At 34.3% G+C, this 17,342-nt stretch carries 14 protein-coding genes, 3 tRNA genes and 1 pseudogene; 5 read left to right on the top strand and 13 right to left on the bottom strand.

Annotated elements, in window-relative coordinates; translation table 11 throughout:
• The first annotated feature begins 8 nt into the window (after window positions 1–8).
• Window positions 9–1,508 carry a lipopolysaccharide biosynthesis protein gene (locus tag RAH34_RS14535; protein ID WP_306596588.1) on the top strand — a complete coding sequence of 500 codons (1,500 nt, stop codon included), beginning with the start codon at window positions 9–11 and terminating at the stop codon, window positions 1,506–1,508.
• Window positions 1,509–1,547: 39 nt separating this feature from the next.
• Here RAH34_RS14535 and RAH34_RS14540 read toward each other — a convergent pair whose 3' ends face one another.
• From RAH34_RS14540 to RAH34_RS14555, 4 genes are all read right to left on the bottom strand, one after another.
• The gene (locus RAH34_RS14540) at window positions 1,548–2,588 is read right to left on the bottom strand and encodes a glycosyltransferase (protein WP_306596589.1); all 1,041 of its coding nucleotides are present in this window, start codon (window positions 2,586–2,588) and stop codon (window positions 1,548–1,550) included.
• Window positions 2,589–2,710: 122 nt separating this feature from the next.
• Complete coding sequence (locus RAH34_RS14545; protein WP_306596590.1) at window positions 2,711–3,565, bottom strand: glycosyltransferase family 2 protein; 855 nt, start codon at window positions 3,563–3,565, stop codon at window positions 2,711–2,713.
• A 91-nt stretch (window positions 3,566–3,656) separates the two neighbouring features.
• Entirely contained in the window at window positions 3,657–5,057 is a 1,401-nt protein-coding gene (gene aspA, locus RAH34_RS14550; RefSeq protein ID WP_306596591.1) for an aspartate ammonia-lyase, read from the bottom strand.
• Between the two features lie 72 nt (window positions 5,058–5,129).
• Entirely contained in the window at window positions 5,130–6,155 is a 1,026-nt protein-coding gene (locus RAH34_RS14555; RefSeq protein WP_306596592.1) for an N-acetylmuramoyl-L-alanine amidase, read from the bottom strand.
• Between the two features lie 135 nt (window positions 6,156–6,290).
• Between RAH34_RS14555 and RAH34_RS14560 the strand changes: the two genes are divergently transcribed.
• From RAH34_RS14560 to RAH34_RS14570, 3 genes are all read left to right on the top strand, one after another.
• Window positions 6,291–6,375 (top strand) — tRNA-Ser (locus RAH34_RS14560).
• A 15-nt stretch (window positions 6,376–6,390) separates the two neighbouring features.
• Window positions 6,391–6,465 (top strand) — tRNA-Pro (locus tag RAH34_RS14565).
• A gap of 42 nt (window positions 6,466–6,507) precedes the next feature.
• A tRNA-Arg gene (locus RAH34_RS14570) sits at window positions 6,508–6,581 on the top strand.
• 195 nt (window positions 6,582–6,776) lie between these two features.
• On the opposite strand, the gene RAH34_RS14575 is transcribed toward RAH34_RS14570, so the two are convergent.
• The gene (locus tag RAH34_RS14575) at window positions 6,777–6,932 is read right to left on the bottom strand and encodes a PTS sugar transporter subunit IIBC (RefSeq protein ID WP_306596593.1); all 156 of its coding nucleotides are present in this window, start codon (window positions 6,930–6,932) and stop codon (window positions 6,777–6,779) included.
• Window positions 6,916–8,406 (bottom strand): recombinase family protein, encoded by a 1,491-nt coding sequence (locus tag RAH34_RS14580; protein WP_306596594.1) that lies wholly within the window; start codon window positions 8,404–8,406, stop codon window positions 6,916–6,918. The genes RAH34_RS14575 and RAH34_RS14580 overlap by 17 nt, the downstream gene beginning before the upstream one ends.
• Before the next feature lie 300 nt (window positions 8,407–8,706).
• On the opposite strand from RAH34_RS14580, the gene RAH34_RS14585 reads away from it, so the two are divergent.
• Window positions 8,707–8,982 carry an AraC family transcriptional regulator gene (locus tag RAH34_RS14585; protein ID WP_306596595.1) on the top strand — a complete coding sequence of 92 codons (276 nt, stop codon included), beginning with the start codon at window positions 8,707–8,709 and terminating at the stop codon, window positions 8,980–8,982.
• A 69-nt stretch (window positions 8,983–9,051) separates the two neighbouring features.
• On the opposite strand, the gene RAH34_RS14590 is transcribed toward RAH34_RS14585, so the two are convergent.
• The 7 genes and pseudogenes from RAH34_RS14590 to RAH34_RS14620 form a co-directional block, all read right to left on the bottom strand.
• Entirely contained in the window at window positions 9,052–10,323 is a 1,272-nt protein-coding gene (locus RAH34_RS14590; RefSeq protein WP_306596596.1) for a hypothetical protein, read from the bottom strand.
• 281 nt (window positions 10,324–10,604) lie between these two features.
• Window positions 10,605–11,060: a hypothetical protein gene (locus tag RAH34_RS14595; protein ID WP_306596597.1), complete on the bottom strand. Its 456-nt coding sequence runs from the start codon at window positions 11,058–11,060 to the stop codon at window positions 10,605–10,607.
• A gap of 310 nt (window positions 11,061–11,370) precedes the next feature.
• A pseudogene (locus tag RAH34_RS14600) lies at window positions 11,371–11,607 on the bottom strand (hypothetical protein); the annotation flags it as partial.
• 97 nt (window positions 11,608–11,704) lie between these two features.
• Window positions 11,705–13,165 (bottom strand): class I SAM-dependent DNA methyltransferase, encoded by a 1,461-nt coding sequence (locus tag RAH34_RS14605; protein ID WP_306596598.1) that lies wholly within the window; start codon window positions 13,163–13,165, stop codon window positions 11,705–11,707.
• Window positions 13,166–13,176: 11 nt separating this feature from the next.
• On the bottom strand, window positions 13,177–13,968 hold the full coding sequence (locus RAH34_RS14610) for a hypothetical protein (RefSeq protein ID WP_306596599.1): 792 nt from the start codon (window positions 13,966–13,968) through the stop codon (window positions 13,177–13,179).
• Window positions 13,955–15,547, bottom strand: coding sequence for an AAA family ATPase (locus RAH34_RS14615; RefSeq protein WP_306596600.1), 1,593 nt, complete (start codon window positions 15,545–15,547; stop codon window positions 13,955–13,957). Before RAH34_RS14615 ends, RAH34_RS14610 begins: the two co-directional genes overlap by 14 nt.
• The gene (locus RAH34_RS14620) at window positions 15,544–17,046 is read right to left on the bottom strand and encodes a restriction endonuclease subunit S (RefSeq protein WP_306596601.1); all 1,503 of its coding nucleotides are present in this window, start codon (window positions 17,044–17,046) and stop codon (window positions 15,544–15,546) included. The genes RAH34_RS14615 and RAH34_RS14620 overlap by 4 nt, the downstream gene beginning before the upstream one ends.
• Window positions 17,047–17,342: the final 296 nt, after the last annotated feature.

The raw sequence follows: 17,342 nt of genomic DNA on the forward strand, positions 1-17,342 counted from the left end.
AACAACTTATGAGTGTAGTAGCGAGACAAGGCTTCAAATATTCCATTATCGGTTATATTGGTTTTTTGCTGGGCACCGTTTCCGCAATATTTATATTTCCGAATGATTTTGAATTTTACGGAAAACTGCGCTACATTCTTCCGACGGCTGAAATGCTGGTTCCTTTTGTTGTTTTGGGTATTTCCTATTCGAATGTGAAATTTTTTCACAAAGTAGAAAAAGAGGGTAAAAAACAGAATATGCTGTCACTGTCACTACTGGCGGTTTTTATCAACTTTGTTATTTTCACGGCTGTTTTTTTTGTGCTGCCCTATTTTTATCCAAAATTCAGGCATTCCGAAGCATGGAAAATCAAGGAGATGATTCTGCCCTTGATTTTAATTCTTTCTTTCTGTGCTATTTTCAATAAATATACGTCCAATTATAAAAGAATTGTAGTTTCCAATATTTTTGATAACCTGTTTCCGAAAATAGCCAATCTGGGAGCGTTCTGTATTTTTTTCTTTGCTTTATCACAGAATATTACAGCTTCTACGTCCCAGATCATTGCCTATGCTTTCTTTTTTGGAATTTTCTTTTTAATGCTTTTGGGATATATTTATTACACCAACAAACTGGAAAAAATTCAGCTGGATTTTAATACCGATTATTTTAAAAAGAATAATTTCTGGAAGGAGTTTTTCAATTACAGTTTCTTTGGATTCCTGGGAACTTTTGGAAATTATCTGGCGATCAACAGCTTTATGATCGGAGAATTTATGGGAATGGAAGAAGTTGGAATCTATTCTGTCCTTTATGCTCTGATCTCATTGATTTCTATTCCACAGCTTGGATTATTTAATATTTCAGCACCCATCATCAACAAAACTCTGGCAGACGGAGATATGGTGGAACTGGACAGATTTCACAAGAAGACATCCTTAACCTTATATTTCCTTGGAGCTGTTTTATTCTCCTGTATCATGGTAGGATTTCCTTATCTGACGCAGTTTATGCCAAAGAACGGAACCATGCTCAGAGAATATGAACCCGTTGTCTGGATCTGGGGTTCTGCAGTATTGATAGACCTTGCTACCGGATTCAACGGGAATATTATTTCGCTTTCAAAATATTACAGATTCAATATTCTGGTGATGCTTTTGCTGGCCGGATTAACTATCGGACTGAATTATTATTTCATTAAAAATACACACCTGAAACTGATCGGAATTGCCTTATCTACTGCTATTTCACTTACCATTTACAATGTGGTAAAAATCATCTTCAATTACATCGTATTTAAAGTTTCACCTTTGAGCATTGAAATGATTTTTGTCTCCATTATCTGTACTTTAGCGATTACAGTAGCCATTGTTCTTCCGAACTTCAACAGCAATCTGCTTAATCTTATTTACAAACCTGCGGTTGTCCTGATACTGATCTATGTCGGAAATTACTTTACCAAAATTTTCCCCGTTGAAGATTATCTGAATATGAGGTTTATTAAGAGTGTATTTAAGATAAAATAAATGCCTTTAAGACGGAAAGATAGAATAATCTGAAGCTTTTTACAGCAAGCCTGTTAGAAATTGTTCCAGTTTTTTCTGAACTTCTTTCCTGCTGTATATTGTATAAAAATCAAATGGATTTTCAGAAACGGTTTTTAGCTGTTCAAGAACATTTTCTTTTTCAGGAATAATAAAACTAAGTTTGGAAGGATAATTTCCCGGAAAAACAGCCAGTTTTCCATAAGCTATGGCATCGCCAAGGTTTCCCGTCATTTTACTAAGTCCATACGTTTCTTTCATGCTGAAAAATTCTGTATCCTGTTGAATCGGACACCACAAAACATCTGCTTTCTGCATCCATTGTTCAAAGTCTTCCGAGGAAACTCTTTCTGAAAAATAGGTGATTTCAATATTTTCAGGTAATTTTTCAGACAGGTTTTCAAGCTGTTTTAATTCGTGTCCGTTTGCTTTTCCTAGGAATATAAACCTGCAGCGTTTATCTGTATTGAGTTTCTGAAGGGTTTCGAAAATATAATGATAATTTCTTCTTTTCTGAGAAACGCCGCCAGGAATGACCACCAGAAGATTTTCATTTTTTACCTTGTCAAAGTCTCTTGTATAAAACAGCGGCAAATACTTATATTTTTCTGAAACCAATGCCTCATCCAATACGAAAAGATTTCTTGAAGTCTGATAAACCTTGGTTTTGTAGAACAATCCCTCTTTAAGCCATAACTTTAATCTGAAAATAAAATCTTCTTTAAAAACGCTTTTCATCAGATCCAGCTTTGAAGCTTTTATAAAATTAAGATTATGAGTAATGATCGCGGTATTGTACTTTTTAGTTACTGCTAAAAATGTAGTGAAATAACGATGTACAGTCCCAATTACAACCAGATCATATGGCTTTCCCTTTAACTGATCCAAAATCATAGAACTATCCGACAAAAAAACAGCTTCATGACGGTGGCTTACCTGATCTTTGATTCTTTTTGAAAAATAATAGTCTACCGCAAAATCCTGAGAACCTTCCATAATATCTATGAAAGCCTGGGCAATTTCCGCGTGGGTATCTATTTCTATATAAGCTATTTTTTTCACAGGTTAACGGGAGTTATATCTTAAGTTTTTGCTAAAGCCAATGGATTTTTATTTTTTTAATTAAACGGGCTAAAGCCCGTTTCTATTGATGAACATTTACAATGTATAAAATAATTTATCTTTTACATTTTCAGCCATTTCTTCTTCAACATTCTCCAACGTTGATCATTAACGGCTCGCTGTTCTTCTTTGGTAATTTTCAGTTCTAATTTCTTTGATCTGCAGCTTTCATAAGATGTAATAATATCGAAGAAAAATGAAGCAGATTTACTTTTCATAGCTTCTTTTGATGAGGCAATATAAGCCAGAAACCTGTTCAGTCCCAAGAAATAAAAATATCTTCCGTAATAATCTGCAGGGCGTATCGTGTAGTCAGCTCCTTTTACTTTAATCAGCTTTACATGGAGCTCCGGAAGTACCACTTCTTTCCATCCATGATTTTCCAACAGTATGGAATCAATATTATCCCAGCCCAATGTTTCCCTTAAACCACCGATCTGCACAAAGCATTCTTTACGGTAAGCTTTCATAGGACCTCTTACGTGATGTTTATTGGAATTTCCTTCATACACCCAGTTTCCATCTTTTTCTATGTACAGAAGACCTCCTACAAGCCCGTATTCAGGATGAGTGATAAAAGCTGTTGCTATCGCTGTGAGATAGTTGTCCGGAAGAATGATATCAGCATCAAATTTACAGATGATGTCAAATTCATCCATATTTTGAGTCTGAAGTCCGTTTTTAAAGGCATGAACCACTTTAGAACCTGGCTGATGTTCAGATTTCTGAAGATTGACTGTTTCAAAACGGGAATCAGTTTCTGTATATTTCCTGATGATCTCAGACGTTCTGTCCGTAGAGCCATCATTCACTACCACTACTTTAAAGTCTTTGCTGCTTTGCTGCTGTAAAGAATCAAGAGTAAATGGGAGGTTATCTTCTTCGTTATGGGCAGGAATTATGATTAAAAACCTCACGAATTATAGTATAAATGATGAATAATAAATGATCAATGATGAGAAGCTTTTGAGGGCATCAATTACCATTGATCATTTATCTTTGATGATTTTATTTGTTATGCGGTTTCAGCATGTTTTTAGGATCAAGAATTTCATCCAGTTTTTCCTGGGAAAGAATTCCTTTTTCCAAAACAAGGTTGTAAACACTCTTTCCTGTTTCCAATGCTTCTTTTGCAATCTGTGTAGACTGTTTGTATCCGATATAAGGGTTCAATGCCGTTACAATACCGATGCTGTGTTTCACCATATTAAGGCATACTTCTTTATTGGCTGTAATTCCTACTACACATTTGTCACGAAGCGTATCCAAAGCGTTGCAAAGGAAGTTGATATTTTCCATGATGGCATGAGAAAGTACCGGTTCCATTACATTCAGCTGTAATTGTCCTGCTTCTGCGGCAAAAGTGACAGTAAGATCATTTCCGAATACTTTGAAACAAACCTGGTTAACCACTTCCGGAATTACAGGATTTACTTTCCCTGGCATAATCGAAGATCCCGGCTGCATTGGCGGAAGATTGATTTCAAAAAGACCCGCTCTTGGACCAGATGAAAGTAATCTTAAGTCGTTACAGATTTTGGATAACTTCACCGCAAGACGTTTTGTTGCTGAAGAATAAATTACATAAGATCCTGTATCGGGTGTTGCTTCTACTAGATCCGGTGCTGAAACAATCGGGAATCCTGTAATCTGAGCTAAGTTTTTAGCACAAAGAGTAGCATATCCTACCGGAGCATTTAAGCCTGTTCCAATAGCAGTCGCTCCCATATTTACTTCTACAAACAGGTTGGCGTTGTTATTCAATTTAGAGATATCCTCCTCCAAAGTGGCTGCATAGGCTTCAAATTCCTGCCCCAAAGTCATTGGAACAGCATCCTGAAGTTGTGTACGTCCCATTTTAATAACATCATGGAACTCCTGTCCTTTTGCACGGAAAGCCGTGATAATTCTTTCCAGTTTTTCTACCAGCCCGATATTCATCTGAAGCAATCCCATTTTGATTGCCGTAGGATACGCATCGTTGGTAGACTGAGAAAGGTTGATATGGTCATTAGGTGAACAGAATTCATATTCTCCTTTATTTTTTCCTAATTTTTCCAATACGATATTAGCGATCACTTCGTTCGCATTCATATTGATGGAAGTTCCTGCTCCTCCCTGAATCATATCTACCGGAAACTGCTCATGATATTTCCCTGCTACAATTTCATCACAAGCTTCTGCTATTTTGAAATACAGGTTTTCGTCTAGAAGTCCCAATTCATAATTGGTTTTAGCCGCTGCTTTTTTTACAAATGCCAATCCTTTAATGAAATCAGGATATGAAGACAAAAGCTGTCCTGAGATTTTAAAATTGTCGATAGCTCGTTGTGTCTGAACCCCATAATAAGCATCTAAAGGCACATTCAGTTCGCCTAATAGATCACTTTCTTTTCTGAAATTTTCCATTACAGATATTTTACTGTTTTTGATCGTTTAAAGATAGCAAAAACGCATCTAACCGATGCGTTTTAATTTGAATTATTTTGTAGGATATTTTTGATTTAAAGCCTGGAGTATTGCCCATGTTTCAGCATCCATAATTCCGTCATAATTCTGTGGACGGAAGTGGTACTGGAATGCTTCAATTGTTTTTTTCGTAGCATCGTCCCATTTTCCGCTAAGATCAATTGCATATCCGAATTTCTGCAATGAAGTCTGAATAAGGAAGATAAAGCTGGAATCGTTATACCTTACAGCCAGGTCTGCCTGTGCGGGCTCAAGATAAGTCTGTTTCGCTGCTTCATCATACCACATTCCCACCTGATATTCATCATAAAGCTTTTTCCATGGGAACATAGGTCCAGGATCCTGTTTTCTTGTGGGAGCAATATCTGCATGTGCCAATACATTCGTAGGCTGGATCTGATACCTTGTCACAATATCTTTCACCAGGGCGGCTACTTTTTTCACCTGTTCATCGCTAAATGGAGCAAAAGTTCTTTTCCCTGTACTATCTGTAGTATAACCTGTATTTACAATTTCAATACCGATAGAATTATCATTGAGATTTTTGTCATTTCTCCATGCGCTTACTCCTGCATGATATGCCCGTTTATTTTCATCTACTAACTGATAGATCTCGTTATCTCCTGTATTATTTACCAGATAATGGGCACTTACAGCCTGCTGGGTAAGAACGGTAAGAGATTTATCATCTGCAAGAGCCGTATAATGTAGTATCAGGTAACGCTGTCTGAAATTCTGAGCAACTGCCGGAAAATACGTTTTCACCACTTTATATCCTGCTGGTTTTGCAGATACAATGGAACCATAACTTGCCGTATTATCATTTTTTGTTGGGTCTGCTATATTAGTAGTAAAAAAGTCTACTCCATGATCAGATACAACTTTTGGTTTTGGAGCAACCGGAGGTGTTGTCTTAACAGTTGGTTTCGCCTGTGTTATTGGGGTTTTCGGTTGGTAAGTATTTTTTTTTACATTTTGTTGAGAAGTACATGAAAAAACGAAAGTACTTAATCCGATGATATATAATGTTTTACGCATCAGTTTGGTTTTTGAATGATTTATTACCTCAAAAATACACAAAAATTTCTTGAATTTTATTTGGTAAATAAAGAAATCTGTTCTATATTTGCACTCGCAATAACGGAACAACGATCATTAAAAAATAAACAAAAAGGAGGGTTGCCGGAGTGGTTAACGGAGCAGTTTGCTAAACTGTCGACGCGAAAGTGTCGCAAGGGTTCGAATCCCTTACCCTCCGCTCTTCTTATATATTCGGGGCGTAGCGTAGTCCGGTCATCGCGCCTGGTTTGGGACCAGGAGGTCGCAGGTTCGAATCCTGCCGCCCCGACTTTTTAATGTGCTTATTTACTAAGCGAGAATCAACTTTTAAGGGTGCGTAGCTCAGCTGGATAGAGCATCTGCCTTCTAAGCAGACGGTCAAAGGTTCGAATCCTTTCGCGCTCACTTAATGAGACAACTTTTAAAAAGTTGTCTCATTTTTTATACCCATAAAAATCTGTGGCCCAAACTTTTACAATTGGGATATTTAGAGTTCGATTTTTGAAGCTAGAATTCTTCTATTACTTGTTTGAAATTATCTAGAAGAGCCTCAATATATTTCCTATAGGACTTTTCCGCAAATTCGAAATCTCCTTAGGGTTATACTATCTTTTTTTCTGGTTTTTTGTAATTTTTTGAAATAAGATAAAGCAGGTCCAATATAACTGCTATTTCTTCATCATCTACTTTAATGCCATTTTTTGCTAACAGGGCAATTGCCTGTTCAATTGATATTTTTTTATAAGTGAAATTCATTTTTCATATTTTTTCGATTAGCTTTTTTCAATAGTACTTTTAATAATGCATCATTTAGATCTAAAGAAAGACTCCCTTTTTGGTAGTCAACATTAACAGGAGGAATCAAACTCACAACATGCTTTTTATCAGCTATATCAAATTCCGAAAATCCGTGAAAAAGATCCAAAAATAATTTGCCTTCCAACTGTTCCTGCCTATCAATATCTCTTAATTTAGTATTGATATTACGTAACTCTTTTTTTAAGCATTGAGAATTAACCTGGTTCTCTTTTTTTAATTCATTGTAATCGTCCAGTTTCAAAATCCTTGCTACAAATAGCTTTCTAGCTTGGGAAAGAGTTAATCCTTCTTCTTTCAATTTTCTCTCTGCCAACATCCGTTCATGTAAATAGTTTGTTTTCTGTGTTTTTATATTCTGATCTTCTAAAATACTATTGAATAATTCAGCTGCATTATTTGATAATATTAGTTCTTGAAGTTTATTCTGATAACATTCATTGAGAAGAATTGCATTTATTCTTGTCTTACATCGCCCATGACAGTGATAATAGGGATATTTTTTGGTTTTGCCTTTAGAAAAGCTTCCACTAAGTTTTTGATTACAGTGGGGACATATTAAGAATCCTCTTAGAAAAAATGTTGCTTTTAGAGTATCTGCTTTAGCGGTAACTTGTCTTTTCGTTGTAATAATACGCTGTACGTCATAAAACTGGCTTTCGGAAATTAATCCCTCATGCATTCCTTTAACCATTTGTTGTTCCTCAGCGCTAATATTTACCGATATAAGACCACAATAAACCGGATTACGTACCAACCTAAAAAAATGCGATCGTGAGCATATCAAACCTTTATCAGTCGCCATTTTTCTGATCTCTTCTATCTTATGAATATTTTTTGAAAGTTGATAGAATACCCATTTTATAATTTCTGCCTCTGGTTGTTTAGGAGCAATTATTTTTTTTCCATCTAAAAGTGTCAGATTAATAAATCCTAGTGGAGCCTTATTAGTATACCTACCCATTAGTTTCGCCCGACGAATACCATTTGCTGTATTCTGGGCTCTCCTACTGTTTTCAGCTTCTGGTACAGAAAGGTACACAGCAAGCATAACCGTGCTTTCCGGTACTGCAAAATCTACAGGCTGATCAATAGCCATTGCTGTTGTTTTATATTTTCTAAGCATACCTATCATTTCATAGGCATACTCAACATTACGGCTAAATCGATCCCATTTAATAAACAATATATTAGCTTCTTCCTTTGGTGATTTGTGCTTAACTGTTGCGAATAGCTTTTTCCATTCAGGCCGATTGAAATTCTTAGCTGAGAAGTCTTCGCGATAAATCCCCTTAACTTCGATATTGTTATATCTACAATATTTCAATAACCTGTCCTCCTGTTCAGGTAAGGAATAACCTTTTCTTTTTTGTTCGTCCGTACTTACACGGACATATAAATAGGCTGTTTTCATATGAATAATGTTTGTTAAATCTACAACAAGATTAATATTTTTAAACATATGATAATGAGACACGAACGCACATTTTATACCCAAAATCAGATAGTCACCGAGAATTTTTAAATAAAATTGATATAATATATCTGCTACAAGGACTTTACTCCTAATAATACAAGCGGAAATCATTTCATTTAATGTAGTTGTAGGACAAGAGAATATAAAAAAACTTATATTGATCTGGAAGTCATTGAAAGTATACTTCTAAACCTGGAGCAGTTTGAATTAAGTAAAGAATATCTTAAAATTGCAGATGTGGCAGTTAGTTTTGGTGTGAGCGAAGAAAATTTATCGGCAGTTTTAAACGAGCATAAAAAAGTAAATTTCAACCGTTATCTCAATGAACTGCGGATAGGTTACATAATGGACAAAATAGCAAGTGATCCGAAGTATCAAAAATACTCCAGTACTGCACTTGCGAGAGAATGCGGTATTAATACCAGACAAAGTTTTTCAATTGTTTTCAGTTCAGTAGCAGGCATAAATTTTTCTGAATTCCTCAGAAACTGTGAGAATGAACAAAAGAAATGAGTGAACCTGCGATGTATATTTTTTATAATAAAAGAAGGTCTGAATGTAAAATAACATCCAGACCTTTCTTTACTTAATCGCTGCTTCAAGATTCCACTCTTTTAATTCTCGAAGTTTTGCAAGATCTTCCGCAGTCATTTTTTCATTTACAACATATAACTTGCCACCTCCAGAAATAGGAAAATACAGCTGAAATCTATTTGTACTTAAATTTTTCAGATTTCCATTAATGATCTGCAACTCCAGCCATCTCATGAACTCTTCTGGTTTTTCTTCCGAAAACAGGTACAATTGGCTGTCACCTCGCCATGAAATCCGCATGTATAATGTTTTGCCGTCTGTTGTTTTCGCCATTACCCTGTATGCGGATTTGCAGAAGATGATAGGATCTAAAACGGCACTTGTTCCTTCTCTTTCTTTAAGATGATACATAGTAACTTTATCATCAAATTCAAGATTGTTTTCACCTGTCTGATCTTCCAGATTATCAACAGCCCGCAATAAGCCTTCAAATTTGACATTAAGCTGAAGGGGAATACTTCCATTGCATTTGACGTAACTAATTGTTCTATTATCGAAATTGATTTCCTCTGCTGGCGTTGGCTGAAATCTGTCATTAAACAGGTTTTTAAAAGTAAATATAGGTTTGTCATCCGTTAATTCTTGACCTGTAAATTTGATTGTTGCATCAACGAAGACATTATTAGAAATGTCACCATTTTGCCTACCTTCTTGTGAAACAACAATTTCATTTGGACTAAAAGAGAACCCTGCTTTCATACGCTGTAATTTAACCCGTTTTGCTTCATTAATTGTTTCGATATTGATGTACCCAACCTCTCCTGTAATATTTGCCGATGCTCCGCTTTTTGTTGTCGTAGTGTTGCTATTGCTGTTGGAACGTACAAGATCCCCAGAGTTATTGATCTTCCCAATTTCTTTACCATCTTTATTGTAAACGGTATTCTCATCAGCATTCGACGATTTCCTACTGTTATTCGAAGAAGAAGCATTTGTATTATCGATACTGGAACCGATCTGCCCTGTTGCTGTCAATTTTGAATTGAATGTCGCAGACTGGTTTCTTGAAATATCACCGAGGTCTACTTCTTCGAATTCATTCTCCAACTTATCAATGCTTTTAAAGACTATCCCATGCCGATCGGGCGGTATTGATAGTGAAGTATTCAGGTAGGCAAGTCTTGTATTGGGATGGGTAAACTTTGGATCGATGAAATATCGTTTTATATTTGAAAATACAAGTCTTACTTTATATTCCGTATAATCAGTCGGTAATTCTTTAGGTGACTCTTTCTCTGGTGGATATATCGGCTTCGACATCAATGAAATTATATCTTCGGGATTCTTTGTCTTTGCGCTAATTTCTTTCAGGAGATGATAGGAGAGACTGTCTGGCAGATCCCATAGTAGTTTTGACTGCTCAGGTTTTTGTGAAGAGGCTTTATATGGCACTATACCGACTTTTACTTCAATAACAGGTAGATCTGTATTTTGATTACCAATTTGTCCATGATACAAATTGTTCAACATTGGCTGCGGACTTTTACAGGATATTAAACTTATTAATATCAGACTGAAGATAAATTTGCTATTTTTCATTATTATCTGACTTTAAATAGTGAATACGTAACTCTTGACCCAGCTTTACAAGCACCATCCTCGGTTCTCAAGAATTCCACAGGGACGTCATCTGACAGTGACCATCCTCCGCAGTCGAGACGTGGAGCAGAACCAACGCCAAAATATTGTGTTCCTTCGGGTAAAACATCACCAATGGTTCTTGGGTCTTCTTCTGTCCAGAGGATACTACCAACACCGAAACCTTGGAACAAGGCATCTTTTAAAAGTAAACTTGCTGATCTGTTTGCATATTGAGGACTATAACCAACTATTTTCGTCAAAGCTATCTGGACGGTGTTATCGTCGGCTAAAAATACTTTTCCTTTGACCGATTTCCCTTTTAGATGTGGGTTGTTATGGCTAAACTCAATGCTTTTTTTTGCAGTGTCAGATAAAGCTAAGAGCTTATCTACTGCATTTTTGATTTTAATTCTCATAAGATTCGAATTTGGTTAACTAGTTTTTTTGATATGGCTACGACATGAGATGTCTATATTAAAGATAAATCTTAATGAGATAAATTAATATAGTATAAATACGGTATTTTAAAATGGAAGATATTTTTTTGAATTTATAGTTCTTGAGATAAAATTCGCTCTAAAAATATTTTTGCGAAGCTTCTGGAATACTCTGTATCCCACGACAAGCCCGCAACGGCTGGAAATGTAAGGAACATGAAAGAGAATTGACAGTCGTTGCATCCGATTTTTGCGCCAAAAGCCGTTGGCTTTTGGCCGCGGCAGTTTTTCAACTGCCTACGGGAATGGGTTGGGATCTGAAATTTTTAAGGTTCATAAAAAATCCTCGATTTTCAGTCATACCCGTACTTAGAAGATTCCATAGGAGGGAAGCTCCCATTTGAGCCAAAGTAGAGTTAATAAATAAGTCCTGTTTTCGAAGAGACTCTGCAAGTGAGCAACTTGGGGTATCATCCTTAGTTTCCGAGTCGACCATTAAGTCCCCATATTCTTCAATAATGGACGGATAAGTTGTTCATGTACAAAAATCTACTGAGTAGCTACCTTAAGATTTATTTTTTACTATTGCTAACGAATTATATTAGTTATTACCTTTAAAATTATTAACATAAAGAATCTTTAATTGTTCTAAAATTAGCTAAAGCACTTTCAATATTTTCTATAATATCATCAATTAATAATTCTGGATTTGGAAGATTATCTAAATCAATAGTATTGTCATCTCTAAGCCAAAATAAATCAAAATTTGCTTTATCTCTTCCAATAATCTCTTCATAAGAATATTTACGCCAACGACCATGAGGATTATCAATAGTCCAAGATTCTTTGCGTTCATTTTTTTTGCCTACCTCATAACTCTCAACGAAATCCGATAGATGCTTAAATGTTATTGGATTATTTTTAGGTGTATGATGGACATTTGTTCGATAGTCATAAAACCATATTTCCTTCGTACCAATCTTGTCGTAATTCTTCTTCTTTTCGAAAAATAAAACATTAGATTTGACTCCTTGCGCGTAAAATATGCCTGTGGGTAGTCTCAAAATAGTATGTAAATTTGTTTCTTCGAGTAGTTTTTTCCGAATAATTTCCCCTGCGCCCCCCTCAAATAAGACATTATCAGGAAGTACTACTGCGGCACGACCATCTTCTTCTAGCATAGCTACAATATGTTGTAAAAATGCCAGTTGTTTATTACTTGTAGTAACCCAAAAATCTTGACGGAAAAAATACCCATCTTTTTTTGCTTGATTTTCATCAGTTGTTGGTACATCACTACTACTTTTACCAAAAGGAGGATTAGCCAATACTATTTTTACTTTGGGAACTTCTTTATTTACTTTCTTAGGATTCAAACTATCTGAGACTTGTATATCTGGCGTTTTTTGCAGATCTCCGATACCATGTAAATATAAATTCATCAAACACAATCTCGCTGTAGCTTTTTCAATCTCCCAACCATGAAATGTATCAAACTTCAAAAAATTTTCTTCATCTTCTGACAGTTTGTTATTCTCATGAATGTAATTCAGCGCACCTAAAAAAAAGCCACCTGTACCACAGGACGGATCTGCAATGGTTTCTCCAGGAATTGGTTTAATACATTCAACCATAGCTTGGATAACAGGTCTCGGGGTAAAGTACTGCCCTGCTCCACTATTCTCAGCATTTTTTTGTAATAATGTTTCATAAATTTCTCCTTTAACATCAGAATTTGTTGAAGACCAATTGTCCTCATCAATAAGTTGAAGTAATCTTCTTAGTTTTACTGAATCATGTATTTTATTTTGAGCATTAGCAAAAATCTTTTCAAGCATTCCGCCCGATTCGGCAAGAGTTTTCAATATTTGCTCATATTGTTCTAAAAGTGAACCACCAGAATTAGATATTAATTCTTTCCAGTTACATATATCAGGTAAATTATATTTACTTTTATTTTCATCTGCCATTTTTAGAAATAGCAAATAAGTTAACTGTTCCAAATAGTCATTATAACCCAATCCGTCATCACGAAGAGTATCACAGTATGACCAAATTTTTTGTGCTATAGTAGATGTTGACATATCATTTTATTTTATGCTGCTATTTTAGAAGCCCATGGTAAACCCATACTAACCAAACAAGCTTTGACAGTTGCTGAAAACTCTGCGCTTGGTTGTACGAAATCCTTTAATTGTTTTAATTTCTCCTTTATTTGTCCTCTTCTTAAAGCACTAGGATTTGTATTATTCAAATCCATTAAATTTTGCGTTTCGGAAACAATTGTTGAAACTTTAATCCAAATATCTTGTCTAGCTTCCTTCAATTTCTTAAAATTCAAATTAAGACTCTTTATTGTATAATCAGCCCTCTCAAAATCCCATCCAGTTGTTTTAATGGGAGTAACCTCACCTTTAGGATTAAATGTTATTTTTAGAACATCTTCTTCTTCACAAGGATCTAGAAAATACACAAGTTCATCTTCAATTGGTGTATTGGGATCATTTGATTTATTACTCCTTACAGCAAACTTATCACGTTTCCGTACATTGCCAGCTCCTCCACAAACTCTATAATTAGTCCAAGTGAACGCTAACCACCAATAACCACCTTTATCTTTCTTGTCAAGTCCCAAAGCAATTTTTTTAGGTCTAAAATGATCCACATGTAAATGGTTATATTTGTCTTTGGCTTCGGAATACCAACACTTTTCATTTGATATGGATAATAGAAAATCTTTTAGTTCACCCCAGATTGCTTGATTATCATCTATAATTTGATTACGGGTAGCAATATCCACAGCGTTAATAAGCTGCAACGTTAATGAATCAGCCTTATTTATCCATTCAATATCAGGCTCAAACCCTGTTCTATCAATGTGAATCATTTTCTTCTTCTTTTGATATTTCTTCGAGAATTTCCATAGCTAAAGCATTTTGTTGGTCTAATTCATCTTTAGTAAAGCTATTTTTTCCCTGCTCTTTAATGCGATTTTTATAAGCTATTATGAATTTTTGATAAAGAGGATCTCTAAATGTATTTCCAAAACCTAAATCTTCCAATTCAATAAAAAGCTTTCTCAAATTCTCTTGATCTTGCTCTGAGAGTCTTCCATTTTGCTGTTTTACTAACAACTCATTTCTTTGATCCAATTTACCTTGAGTAAATTCATCAATTGTGGTTGGTAAACCAAACAACTCACTAGTTAGTATACCTTCAACTCCTAATCCTCTTGGGTCTATTTCTGGTTCTTCTACTGTAACTTGGCCATCAGCAGTTGTTCTGAATAATCTGACTTCCTCTTTCGTTAGATTCCCAATTACCAAAGGATCATGTGTATTCATTATTATTTGAGTTGTTGATGGGCGGTCAACAACTTTATCTAAAAATTCTAAATATCTCCATTTCCAAATAGGATTTAGATGAGTATCTGGTTCATCTAGCAAAATTAATGAATCATCATCTTTTGTGAATTTTAGTAATCCTAATACTGTGAGTAATTGTTGCTCTCCTTCACTCAATTCCTTAAAAGTAATACTACCATCAACATTCTTTTTTTGAACTTTTATTCTAACTTCTGCTATCAGTTTGGAAATGTACGTACTTTCCAACGCTTTGAACAAGGCTGTATTACTCGTATAAATCTTAGCTAATTCTTGTAATTTATCTTTGCCTTTTAAATATAGGTAAAGTCTTTTTTGATCTTCAATATCAGCAAAATCTATTCTTATTTTCTCATCATTATATATTGGTGCAAGAGACAATTCCCATAGTTTTTCTAAGAAAGGTCTAACCAATCCTTTTGCTGTCCAAAAAATATCATCTGGATTATTTTTAATCCTACTTTCCGCCCACTTTGGCATTTTAAGAACAAAAAGAATAGATTCAATATCTTTAATATTTAACACATCATTTAGAAAATTTAAACTTTCTTCTTCCTCGTGAGTAAAATAAGCCAATAAAACAAAGTATGAATGAACCAATTGTACATAAAAAAGTTTTCTTAAAGAATCAAGTTCTGTATCTTTAAAATCGTCTCCAATTATTTTGTTATAGAAATTATTTTGGTGATCCCAAAAAAGTTCTTTCAGTTTATTACTTAATCCAGAGTAATAAGTAAATACATATTTCGGTTGGTATTTTGCTTTAGCTTCATTCGAAAAGAAAGATTTAAATGTTTGCTTTTCGTCATTCACTAGAATAACGTAATTTCCTTTTTGGCAGGTTATATTAATTATGTTATTCTGAATTTTATAAATAATATTATAGTCAAAACTTGTCGATTGCCTTTTCGACTCTGTACTTAAATCTAGATATTTAAAAATTAAGATCAAAGCTTCGATAAAATTAGATTTACCTGAAGCATTCGGTCCGAGTAAAACAGTTTTCATCTCGTTTTCATCTAGATTAATTGTGAACTGTTTTAAGTTCTTATAATCTTCTATATATACCTGATCTATTCTCATGATTTATCAGCTAATTTTAAAAAAGTTTCTCTGCCGTTTCTAGGTAATTCAACAATATCTCCCGATTCAATAAACTTCTTTAGTTCTGCATAAAATTCTTCAATATCGTCTTTTTTATCTGAGGCCAGCCAAAGTTGTTTTGAAGGAATAGGTTTTTTATTCTCGTTCAATATTTCGAGAATTGACTTTGATTTTTCAAGCATAATTTTGATCTTTATTGAATTATTCTTCTTTTCCTTTTCTTTTACTAAATACTTTTCTTTTTCAGCTTTAAGCTGATCAAGCAAAACACTAACTTGCTGATCAACAGGATCTTGCTCTACTAATTTACCTGTAAATGCTTTATTGAGAATCGTCTGCCTAAATAAATCTATTTGAGTATGTACTTTCTTGATTACTTTTTCTGTTTCTTCAATAATAGAAAAAGCTTGTTGCATTTGCTCAACAATTGCCAACTGTTCATCAAATGAAGGTATTAATATGGGTATACGATTAAGATTTGCTTGATTCAATTTAGGTTGGGCAGTACCTGTTACATATTCAGTAATATCTAATGAATTGAAATAAAAACTGAGATATTCAATAAGAATATGCTCTTTCACTTGAACAATATGAGCATGATTATTTACCCAAAATTTACCTTCTACAATAAAAGATAAATCTTTAGCTTTACTTAATAAATTTGCCCCATCCTCTCCTAATAAAAGATACTTACCATCAAAAATATAATCATCAATGTAATCAATTACACCTGTAGCACCATAGTATCTATACTTTCCAGTCCTTCCTTTTCGTACTGAGCTACTTAAAGCAATTCGTTTATTATTGCAGTTTATCACACAATCTTCAAATTTTCTTTCTACAAAACTTGTTGATGACATTTTTCTCTCTAATAAAGATCTAAAAAATGTCCTTTTATGAAGATTTAATTTATTAAAACTCAGGTCTAACTGTACGTTACTTTTTTCAAGACTACTTAATATTTCTTCTAATTTAAATACAATTCTTATTTGTTCTTTTAACGGGGGTAATGGAATAGGAATACTACGAAAAGCTGTTGCAGATAATTCTGGAAATGTTGTTCCGCTTGCCCGACTTAAGATACTTTCTTTAGAAAATTGCAGATAATAATAAATATAATCTACATAGGATGATTCTAGGGGGATGAGATTTTTAAATCCTTGATTTGTTGCTAACTCATTTTGAGAAATCGCCATATAACCAATAGGAGCCCTTGATGAAAACAACAAACTACCCTTTGGTAACATGTATGCAGAAGAGTTATCTAATCCAATTTGCGATATATATCTGCCACCTTTTGATATATACTTTTCTTTATTCCCGGATAAATCAGCTGGCGTGATCCAATTGATTTCATTCCCCCAAAACAAAGGTTCTTTTGTTGATGGAGTGCCACCGCTAACAACGATACCAAGGTCTCCTATAGTAACCCAACACCAGCTCTCTGGTAAATTATATTTCTCTTTTTGTTCTTTCATTTAAAATCTTAAAAAAGATTTGGCTCTAAAATTATTTAAAATACTAACTCAAAGAAATGCATTAGAATTAATGCTTTATTCTATATATTTTAAAATCAGAAATTATCTTAGTCATCATCTGCAAAATCTTAATGTTCTATTTTAGGAATAACGCTTACAATATTATTTGACTTCCGCCAAAATAAATTAATTTAAACTTCCTTAAATCAGAAGGCTCTTACATACAATTATTAAGGATTCTTCTAATTTTTCAACGGTTAAAAGTAATTAAAAATATCAATACAAGACCAGTTTTA

The sequence above is a fragment of the Chryseobacterium sp. WLY505 genome, assembly GCF_030846215.1.
Classification (GTDB): domain Bacteria; phylum Bacteroidota; class Bacteroidia; order Flavobacteriales; family Weeksellaceae; genus Chryseobacterium.